At 42.2% G+C, this 9673-nt stretch carries 9 protein-coding genes and 3 tRNA genes; 10 read left to right on the top strand and 2 right to left on the bottom strand.

Features of this window, described 5'->3' with window-relative positions; all coding sequences use genetic code 11:
* Nucleotides 1-27: 27 nt before the first annotated feature.
* The 3 genes from N482_RS21770 to N482_RS21760 all read left to right on the top strand — a co-directional run bounded on the left by N482_RS21770 (nucleotide 28) and on the right by N482_RS21760 (nucleotide 339).
* Nucleotides 28-112, top strand: a tRNA-Leu gene (locus tag N482_RS21770).
* A gap of 37 nt (nucleotides 113-149) precedes the next feature.
* A tRNA-Gln gene (locus N482_RS21765) sits at nucleotides 150-224 on the top strand.
* 30 nt (nucleotides 225-254) lie between these two features.
* Nucleotides 255-339 (top strand) — tRNA-Leu (locus N482_RS21760).
* A 166-nt stretch (nucleotides 340-505) separates the two neighbouring features.
* Here N482_RS21760 and N482_RS21755 read toward each other — a convergent pair.
* Nucleotides 506-1669, bottom strand: coding sequence for an FAD-dependent oxidoreductase (locus N482_RS21755; protein ID WP_063379059.1), 1164 nt, complete (start codon nucleotides 1667-1669; stop codon nucleotides 506-508).
* 265 nt (nucleotides 1670-1934) lie between these two features.
* On the opposite strand from N482_RS21755, the gene miaB reads away from it, so the two are divergent.
* The 7 genes from miaB (at nucleotide 1935) to N482_RS21720 (ending at nucleotide 8357) form a co-directional block, all read left to right on the top strand.
* Nucleotides 1935-3368 carry a tRNA (N6-isopentenyl adenosine(37)-C2)-methylthiotransferase MiaB gene (gene miaB, locus N482_RS21750; protein WP_063379058.1) on the top strand — a complete coding sequence of 478 codons (1434 nt, stop codon included), beginning with the start codon at nucleotides 1935-1937 and terminating at the stop codon, nucleotides 3366-3368.
* Nucleotides 3369-3422: 54 nt separating this feature from the next.
* Nucleotides 3423-4469, top strand: coding sequence for a PhoH family protein (locus tag N482_RS21745; RefSeq protein WP_063379057.1), 1047 nt, complete (start codon nucleotides 3423-3425; stop codon nucleotides 4467-4469).
* Nucleotides 4466-4927: an rRNA maturation RNase YbeY gene (gene ybeY, locus N482_RS21740; RefSeq protein WP_063379056.1), complete on the top strand. Its 462-nt coding sequence runs from the start codon at nucleotides 4466-4468 to the stop codon at nucleotides 4925-4927. The genes N482_RS21745 and ybeY overlap by 4 nt, the downstream gene beginning before the upstream one ends.
* An 18-nt stretch (nucleotides 4928-4945) precedes the next feature.
* Nucleotides 4946-5824 carry a CNNM family magnesium/cobalt transport protein CorC gene (corC, locus tag N482_RS21735; RefSeq protein WP_063373025.1) on the top strand — a complete coding sequence of 293 codons (879 nt, stop codon included), beginning with the start codon at nucleotides 4946-4948 and terminating at the stop codon, nucleotides 5822-5824.
* The gene (gene lnt, locus N482_RS21730) at nucleotides 5802-7379 is read left to right on the top strand and encodes an apolipoprotein N-acyltransferase (RefSeq protein WP_063379055.1); all 1578 of its coding nucleotides are present in this window, start codon (nucleotides 5802-5804) and stop codon (nucleotides 7377-7379) included. The genes corC and lnt overlap by 23 nt, the downstream gene beginning before the upstream one ends.
* A 199-nt stretch (nucleotides 7380-7578) precedes the next feature.
* Entirely contained in the window at nucleotides 7579-7836 is a 258-nt protein-coding gene (locus N482_RS21725) for a hypothetical protein (RefSeq protein WP_063358995.1), read from the top strand.
* On the top strand, nucleotides 7833-8357 hold the full coding sequence (locus N482_RS21720; protein ID WP_081228167.1) for a GNAT family N-acetyltransferase: 525 nt from the start codon (nucleotides 7833-7835) through the stop codon (nucleotides 8355-8357). The genes N482_RS21725 and N482_RS21720 overlap by 4 nt, the downstream gene beginning before the upstream one ends.
* Before the next feature lie 68 nt (nucleotides 8358-8425).
* On the opposite strand, the gene N482_RS21715 is transcribed toward N482_RS21720, so the two are convergent.
* Entirely contained in the window at nucleotides 8426-9235 is an 810-nt protein-coding gene (locus tag N482_RS21715; RefSeq protein WP_155730676.1) for a DUF4437 domain-containing protein, read from the bottom strand.
* Nucleotides 9236-9673 lie beyond the last annotated feature (438 nt).

Here is a 9673-nt window from a genome sequence, read left to right as displayed (position 1 = left end):
AGCCATCTCTTTATGAGATAAATTATTGCGGAAGTGGCGGAATTGGTAGACGCGCTGGATTTAGGTTCCAGTATCTTCGGATGTGAGAGTTCAAGTCTCTCTTTCCGCACCATGTTCTCGATAAGAACTAAAATAATCGACTACCTAGTTGGAGTATCGCCAAGCGGTAAGGCAGCGGGTTTTGATCCCGCCATTCCCAGGTTCAAATCCTGGTACTCCAGCCAATTATCTTGAAAAGATAATTATTAAACATTGCGGAAGTGGCGGAATTGGTAGACGCGCTGGATTTAGGTTCCAGTATCTTAGGATGTGAGAGTTCAAGTCTCTCCTTCCGCACCATGTTTAAATATCCATTTTTACCCTTCTCTGATTTATTTTTTCCATTCTCTTTTGAATTTTTCATGAAATGCATAAGCATTTATTGTCACACTCTGAACTTTTAAACTGTTTTGGACAATAAAAAAGGAAGCTCTGCGGCTCCCTCTTGTTTTCATTTTTGAGTCAGTCAGAAATTGCCACCCATTGCATGCTTCAATACTTCCTTTTTAAGTGGACCTGCTTTATTGGCGAGCGTCAATGCCAAACTGCGCAATGATTTGAGAGGCTTTAACTCGTTTGAAAAACCAAAGTAACAGGCATCCATCATACTCATCATTAATAAGTTATCTTTACGGCGCATTTTTTCATACTGATGTAATCGAGATAATTCACCTACATCATCACAGCCTTGCAAGCAGCCCCCTAAGGCAGCAACATCTTTAAATCCAAGGTTAACACCTTGCCCAGCAAGTGGGTTGATCGTATGTGCGGCATCTCCTACCAACACCAAACGCCCTTTGCTGTATTGATTAGCGTGCTGACGTGCAAGCGGGAAAACCGCGCTCTGTTCGATTGTGAAATCTCCCGGCAGGTCAAAGAACTGTGAAAGCACCTCTTCTTTTAGTGCTTCGTTAGATAGAGTTTTTAAGCGTTTCAGTTCTGAGCTGTGGTGATACCATATTAAATTGGCATAAGGCGCTTGCATCGGCAAAAACGCAATTGGACCTGACGGTTTAAACTCCTGCCATGTTTTTACTTGTTGTGGCGCATCTAATTTAATCAAAACCCCCATACAATGCTGTTGATATTGCCAGCCAGTAACACCAATACCAGCTAAATTTCTGAGCTGCGAGCGCCCACCATCTGCTGCAATTAAGAGATCCGCTGTAAATTTTTGCTCTGGGTAGACAAGTTCAATACTGCTTAAGTGCTGCTCAACCGCAATAGGGGCGTCTTTGACTTCTACAACCTGAATATTATTTTCTTGAAACTGAGACCATAGTGAAGCCTGTATAATGCTATTTTCAACCAAATGCCCTAAGTGGGATGTTGATACTTCTTCTCTGTCAAACAGCAAATGTTCACTACCTTGTTCATAAGCTTCAAGTTGATGGTATGGCGCATTACGACTCGCTCTAATTAAATGCATCGCCCCCAGTTTATCTAGTAATGCCTCCGAAAAACGGTTGATTGCCGATACTCGAATATCCACTTGCTCTCCTTCAAGTATCGCTCTCGCATCTATCGGATTGTTTTCAATAACAGTGACTTGGTAACCTTGTCGCGCCAGTTCTACCGCTGCAGCTGCACCTACCATACCTCCACCGACTATCAACACGTTATTTTTCATAAATTTGCCTACATTTTATGGTGTATATACATTGTATCGTAAATCCTAGAAAAAAGATCCTTCCCGACGATTGTAGCTGAATAATTACACCCGTCATTGATCCCCACTTTGAAAGATGAAATCTATACTTGGCTAGTGACTACAGGTCATATAAAATACGCCTCTTTTTAAGCTATTTTAGTAAGTGTAAGTCAGTTGTAGGGGTATTTTCTTAACTGGCGAGGCGTTGTGCTTATCATCGAATTGAAAACGAGGCGTTATTTCAATGGGTAAAAAATTGCATATCAAAACCTGGGGCTGTCAAATGAATGAGTATGACTCCCAGAAAATGGCGGATCTACTTGATTCCACCAATGGCTATCAGCTAACAGAAGAAGCTGAGCAGGCGGATGTGATCCTACTCAATACCTGTTCGATTCGTGAAAAGGCGCAGGAAAAAGTATTCCACCAATTGGGCCGCTGGAAATTACTAAAAGAAGATAACCCTGACTTGGTTATCGGTGTAGGCGGCTGCGTGGCATCTCAAGAGGGTGACACAATCCGTCAACGTGCCCCTTTTGTTGATATTGTATTTGGTCCACAAACTCTACATCGTCTACCTGAAATGATTAAACAAGTTCAGAGCAAAGAAGGCTCTGTTGTTGATATTTCATTCCCAGAAATTGAAAAGTTTGACCGCCTACCTGAACCAAAAGCGGAAGGGCCAACAGCCTTCGTTTCGATTATGGAAGGTTGCTCTAAGTACTGTACTTTCTGTGTAGTACCATACACACGTGGTGAAGAAGTGAGTCGCCCACTTGACGACGTCATTTTAGAAGTGGCTCAGCTTGCAGAACAAGGTGTTCGTGAAGTAAACCTGCTAGGCCAAAACGTAAATGCGTTCCGCGGTGAAATGCATGACGGCGAAATCTGTTATTTCTCAGACTTATTACGTTATGTTGCCGCAATTGATGGTATAGACCGTATTCGCTATACAACATCGCACCCAGTAGAATTTACGCCAGACATCATTGAAGCGTACAAAGATGTCCCAGAGCTTGTAGACCATTTACACTTGCCTGTTCAGAGTGGCTCCGACCGTGTACTGAACTTAATGAAACGCGGTCACACTGCGCTTGAGTACAAATCGACTATCAGAAAGCTTCGTAAAGTTCGCCCTAATTTAAGCATGAGCTCAGACTTCATCATTGGTTTCCCAGGTGAGTCTAAAGCGGACTTTGAAGAAACAATGAACCTTATCAATGCCATTGGTTTTGATATGAGCTTTAGCTTTATTTACTCTGCACGCCCAGGTACGCCTGCTGCTGATCTGCCTGACGATGTACCTGCGCAAGAAAAGAAAGAGCGACTATATATCCTACAAAACCGCATCAATCAAATGGCGCAGGATATTAGCCGTAAGATGTTTGATACAGAGCAGCGCATTTTAGTAGAAGGGCCATCTAAGAAAAACCCAATGGAACTACGTGGCCGTACAGAAAACAACCGAGTAGTTAACTTTGAAGGTCCACATTCAGTGATCGGTCAATTTGTCGATGTACGTATTACAGAGGCGCTACCGAATTCACTACGTGGTGAATTGATCAGAACCGAAGCTGAAATGGACTTACGCCGTGATGTTGCCCCATCAGACATTTTAAATCGCGCACCATCGGAGCCAGAAGCTAACGAGTTAGGTGTTGCCACCTTTACTCCATAGAACGAACGTTTTGCGCCAGCACCTTGCTGGCGCATTCAATCTTAGGAAGTCATTTTGAGCAATCAAGTAAAAAATATTGAGTTTTATCTAGAACCTGCCGACAACAACCGTCTTTCTTCTCTTTGTGGTCCTTTTGACGATAACTTAAAACAAATAGAGCGCCGATTAGGGGTAGAAGTTGCCCACAGAGATAACTGGTTTAAAGTCACAGGAAATCAAATCACAGCCAAAGCTGCGGTTGATATTTTAAAGTCTCTGTACGTTGATACTCAGCCAGTAAAAGGCAAAGCCCAAGACATCGAACCTGACCATGTTCATTTGGCAATCACTGAAGCCAACTGCCTAGAGCAAGACATGCCCAACGTTTGGGAAAAAGAAGTCTTTATAAAAACACGTCGTGGCGTTGTTAAGCCTAGAAACCCGAATCAAAGCCAATATGTCGCAAATATTCTAACTCATGATATTAGCTTTGGTATTGGTCCTGCTGGTACAGGTAAAACATACTTAGCTGTTGCTGCCGCCGTAGATGCGCTTGAGCGTCAGGAGATTCGTCGCATACTTTTGACTCGACCAGCTGTTGAGGCGGGTGAAAAGCTGGGCTTTTTACCAGGTGACTTGACCCAGAAGATTGATCCATACTTACGCCCGCTTTACGACGCCCTGTTTGAGATGCTGGGTTTTGAAAAAGTTGAACGTTTAATCGAAAAGAATGTCATAGAAGTTGCCCCTCTTGCTTATATGCGTGGACGTACATTAAATGATGCCTTTATCATTCTTGACGAAAGCCAAAATACAACAACAGAACAGATGAAGATGTTTTTGACGCGTATTGGCTTTAACTCCAAAGCAGTTATTACTGGTGATATTACGCAGGTCGACTTACCTCGAGGAGCTCGTTCTGGTTTACGTCATGCCATAGAAGTATTAAGTAACGTAGACGAAATCTCTTTCAACTTCTTTAAATCACATGATGTTGTTCGCCATCCAGTTGTGGCACGGATTGTGGAAGCTTACGAAGCAAAAGAAGAGCAAGAGCGCCAAGAAAAAGTGGCTAAGCAAAAAGCGAAACAGCAAGCAGCAGAACAAGGTCCAGAGTCATGAGTGTTGATGTAGATTTACAGCTCGCCTGTGAATTTAACAATTTACCAAGCGAAAGCCAATTTCAAAATTGGGCTGAAAAAGCTCTTCTTCCGTATAGAGAGCACGCAGAAGTGACAATTCGCATTACTGATGAAACTGAAAGCAAAAAATTAAATGGTCAATACAGAGGAAAAGACAAGCCGACAAACGTTTTGTCGTTTCCTTTTGAAGCACCTCCTGGCATCGAATTGCCACTCGTCGGAGACCTAATTATTTGTCCACAAGTGGTTTTTCGTGAAGCTCAGGAACAAGAAAAATCTTTCCATGATCATTTTGCTCATATGGTCATTCATGGGTGCTTGCATTTGATAGGCTTTGACCATATAAATGAACAAGACGCCATGGAAATGGAAAGTCTTGAAAAAGAATTTTTAGCCGATCTGGGCATTGCAGACCCTTATCGAGATGATATTAATTAATTGGAGTAAAAGCCTACAATGAGCGACGATAACTCGCAAAGTAGCCAGGGTTCTTCTAGCAGAAACTGGCTTGGACGCATCACTCAGATGCTGCAAGGGGAACCCCAAAACAAAGAAGAGTTGGTAGAAGTCATTGCTGACGCTCAAGAAAGAGCACTTATCGACCCTGAGACAAAAGACATGATGGAAGGCGTGCTGAGCGTTTCTGAGCTCAAAGTTCGCGACATCATGATCCCGCGTTCTCAGATGATTACACTCGATGTAGAGCAAGACTTAGAATCTCAACTTCCTGCGATGGTTGAGTCTAGCCATTCTCGCTTCCCTGTAGTTTGCGAAGACAAAGACCACGTAGAAGGTATACTACTTGCTAAAGATCTTTTACCTTTAATACTTAAGCGAAATGGCGCACTGCCAGCTATTAAAGAGTACTTGCGTCCGGCTATTGTAGTACCCGAAAGTAAAAGGGTTGATACACTACTTAATGAGTTCAGGCAAAAGCGATACCATATGGCTATCGTCATTGATGAGTATGGAGGTGTATCTGGCCTCGTTACCATCGAAGATATTCTTGAAACCATCGTTGGTGAAATCGAAGATGAACATGACGATGAAGATGAGCAACAAGATATTCGTCAGCTTTCTAAGCATGTATTTAACGTGCAGGCGCTCACACCTCTTGAAGAGTTCAATGAATACTTTAAAACAGAATACGACACACAAGAAGCCGATACTATCGGGGGCATTATTCTGCATGCATTTGGACATATGCCAAGTAAAGGTGAAACCATTGATGTAGAACCACTGCAGTTTAAAGTGACTAACTCTGACAATCGCCGTATTTTGCAGCTGCAAGTGACGGTACCCAAAACTGAGCATGTTGAAGACACAACTGAATAAGCTCATTACCTTATGTAAAGATAAGAACGCATGGCTGGCCTTAATTGCTGGCTGTGCGCTTACTTTTGCCTACGCCCCCTTTGGCTTGTGGCCTCTTACGTTTATATGCTTCGCAATCGCGGCCTATGTCACCGAACAACCCACTCCCAAGCAAGCTGCTAAATATGGTTTTTTATTTGGCTTTGGTTGGTTTGCGTTAGGTATTAGCTGGGTACATGTCTCCATTGCGCAATTTGGTGGTCTGCCAATTTTATTGTCTTTACTCGCTATGGCACTCCTGTGTGCTTATTTGGCGATTTATCCAGCTTTGGCATTCGCCTTTGCAACTCGTTATGGCAAAAATCATTGGCAAAGACTTGCTTTACTTATCAGTGGCTTTGCCATTACTGAGTATCTAAGAGGTACCTTATTGACGGGTTTCCCATGGCTCAGCTTTGGTTACACACTCACAGACTCGCCTTTCAATAGCTTAGCTCCTTGGATTGGTGAATTTGGTCTGACTTTAGCCTGTATCGCAATCGGTTATACTGGATATTGGCTGGTACGATTTAAATATTATAAAGGGGTAGCGCTTACACTTATCCCTTTCGTATTGCTGTATCTTTTTAGTCTAAACAACACCGATACTCGTTACAGTGGACAGCAACTAAAGACGCTTTTGGTACAGGGAAATATTGCGCAAAGTTTACGCTGGGCGCCCGAACAATTCTGGCCCACCATGTCTAAGTACCAAGATATGACAAGACCTAACTGGGCTGATGTCGATTTGGTCGTTTGGCCTGAGGCAGCTATTCCCGAGATTGAAGACTATGCATTCGACTACTTAATCAACTTAGATAAAGCAGCCGCATTTAATAACACCGCCTTAATTACGGGTATTCCCGACTACCAGTTTGATACACGTAATGTGTACAACTCACTGATCGTGCTTGGTAAGCAGCAACGAGAAGATAGCGAAGGCCATTATCGTTATTTACACCGCAATCGATACCAAAAACATCAGTTATTGCCAATTGGCGAGTTTGTCCCCTTTGAAGACCTGCTTAGACCACTTGCACCTCTTTTTGATCTGCCAATGTCTTCGTTTTCTCGCGGTGACGCTGTACAAAATAATTTAGTCGCCAATGGTATACATGTTTTACCAGCTATTTGCTACGAAATAGCATTTAGTGAGCTTGTACGAGGAAACTACACCCAAGAGTCTGATATCTTATTTACTGTGAGCAATGACGCATGGTTTGGTGACTCGCATGGACCACATCAGCATATGCAAATTGCAAGAATGCGGGCCCTAGAATTGCAAAGGCCTTTAGTTAGGGTGACGAATAATGGGATTAGTGGTGTGTTTGATCCTATTTCTGGGCAGCAATTGACAATACCTCAATTTACCAGTGACATACTAAGTACAGAATTAAAACTGATATCCGGCCATAGCTTTTTTAGTAAGCACGGTCACACGCCTGTTTGGCTATTTGTTGGGTTACTCCTAATTCTCGTTTTATTAAGTAATGCCAAAAGCTATTTCACTTCAAAAATGGAAAAAGCATTTTTCTGATTTGCCTAGTATATAGCACCCCGAATAAGCTTTTTGTCAAATAGTCCCCACCATCTTGGTGCAGGTTTAGAGACACAAGCACCTTCATGGCTCATCCCTAAACCGCTAAAAAATATAACTATTTGATTAATAACAACTTAACTATTGGCACTATTCTTTCTTTCCTGATTTACTCTATCAAGTGAATAAGGGTTCTAACATGGACATCAACGCCTTAAAACCACCAGCCAATTTGCAACGTGCACTACATATGGTAAATGAAAAAGGCTTTAGCATAAGCGAAAGTGCCAAGTCTTGTCACATTTCACAACAGCGCCTATACAAGGCTGTAAGGGCATATAACACAACCCAATCAAAACAGCTTACACAACTACAATTAAAACGCAGTAAACTGTTTCAGCAGCTTTGCGAACTTGACTCTCATATAGCAATATTAGAAAGAAAGGTAGTTAAGTGATCACCGTAGAACATCTCACACACCTCTCTACCAACAACCAAAACGCGCTCACAAAGCTTTTAGGTTGCTGCATAGATAGCGGCGCTTCACTTGGGTTTTACAAAGAGTCCGAGTCAAACATTCTTACTAAGTACTGGCAATCTGTTAATAGAGAGCTGGAAAACAAGCTAAGGCTTTTATACATCTTGTATGATAACAATGAAGTGCAAGCCACTGTGCAGTTGGCACTTTGCCACAAGCAAAACGGTCGCCATCGCGCAGAAGTAGAAAAACTCTTAGTCCAGCCCCGCGCTCATCGAAAAGGGTATGCAACTAAATTAATGGCTTATGTAGAGTCACACGCTTTGAAGCAAGGTATACAGCTTCTCGTATTAGACACACAAAGTGGAGATAAAGCTGAGCTATTTTATCAGGCGTCAGGTTACACAAAAGTGGGGCAAATCCCCAATTATGTATCTGATCAGGAGGGGCGATTTCATAGTACAAGTTATTACTATAAACACCTGAAATTAGAAGATTAAGCGCCCAGCATTTGAATTAACCTTCGCCCTCTTTGATGAGGGCGGAGGGACTTCTTTCTTATCAGTTTTTATTCTTTGTCTTCTACTATGTGGATTTTACTATTGGTGCGTATATAAATTTGGGTATCTTGTGTTGCCTTGATACGATGCGCTTTGCTCTGCCCAAAGTAACTGCCGACTTTAAGCGGAACATTTTGCGATTCGTACCTCATTTGCCCGCTAATGACCACTGCATGAAAGGTGCCCCCCTCACTAACCAGTTTCCCTGAAAAGCCAACTGGTAATTTAATTAGACTACCATTTAAATTACCGACAGAAGTATCACCCCACAAAAATGCACGTTGCACTTTGTACTTGGTGTCTGTCCATTTTATATCACTCGCATTGAGCCAAACTAAGTTTGATGAGGCGATATTCATTGCCTGCTCACCATTATCAAACGCTTGCTCTTTTGGATGTACTAGATACGGGCCGCTATCAATTTCAATATAAGCGATATTCTCTTGATCTTTTGCCGCGGTAATATGTGCCTCCCCTGCAGGTTGTGTCCAAAAAGAACCTGCCGAAAGCCACATATCACGAGCTTCAGGATCATCATTATGTACAAGGCCTTTGATAACAACGCCTCTATAGCTCACATTATGAATGTGCGGAGGTGAAGTAAACTCTGGTTTAAACTTTACTAAAAACCCAGTGGCACCACCTTTTTGGCGGTTTCCCCACAAGTCTGCGGCTTGAGGGCTTTCATCTCCACGTAAAGGGTTTAGCGGCGTCCATTGGAGCTGCTCAAATAAACGTGCGCTTACCTTCTCGCCTTCAGCAAAGGCACTGTGACACACAAGCAAGCTAACTAGAGCGACATTTAAATTGTTTATCACTTGTATAGGTTCCTACTAAAAGTTTAGCCAACTATATAAATCAAAGACATGCAGTTGAATATTCTATTTAATCCCCTTACGAGGGTATAGCTGTAACATGCCAGTAAAATCTTACGTATAGATTAATTCCTACAGATAAAATTGATAACACTCTTATTTATAAAAACATAATTAAGATTTTGTTGATAGTGATGCATAACCATCACGTGGCAGACGGATTGAAACTAATTCTAGTGACCTAGATAAGTGTAAGGTTGTTGAGCACCATGCAGACATAATAGTTGCTAGCTATGAGCAAACAGAAAAACTAAGATGTGGTTTAATTAAAAAGAAGAAACAAACCCGCCTGCACAAAGGAAGATTGAAGACTGAAGAAACACTCAGATAAAAATCGAGATAGCTCTTTTCGATTGCATTAGTGAGGGCGTTCAAAATTCT

Source organism: Pseudoalteromonas luteoviolacea NCIMB 1942, from assembly GCF_001625595.1.
Lineage (GTDB): Bacteria > Pseudomonadota > Gammaproteobacteria > Enterobacterales > Alteromonadaceae > Pseudoalteromonas > Pseudoalteromonas luteoviolacea_A.
This window is presented reverse-complemented; position numbering and strand designations above follow the sequence as displayed.

Excerpts from the sequence above, each read along its gene's own strand:
- corC (WP_063373025.1), top strand. The coding sequence starts at position 4,946 with ATGAGCGACGATAACTCGCAAAGTAGCCAGGGTTCTTCTAGCAGAAAC.
- miaB (WP_063379058.1), top strand. The coding sequence starts at position 1,935 with ATGGGTAAAAAATTGCATATCAAAACCTGGGGCTGTCAAATGAATGAG.
- N482_RS21755 (WP_063379059.1), bottom strand. The coding sequence starts at position 1,669 with ATGAAAAATAACGTGTTGATAGTCGGTGGAGGTATGGTAGGTGCAGCT.
- lnt (WP_063379055.1), top strand. The coding sequence starts at position 5,802 with ATGTTGAAGACACAACTGAATAAGCTCATTACCTTATGTAAAGATAAG.
- N482_RS21725 (WP_063358995.1), top strand. The coding sequence starts at position 7,579 with ATGGACATCAACGCCTTAAAACCACCAGCCAATTTGCAACGTGCACTA.
- ybeY (WP_063379056.1), top strand. The coding sequence starts at position 4,466 with ATGAGTGTTGATGTAGATTTACAGCTCGCCTGTGAATTTAACAATTTA.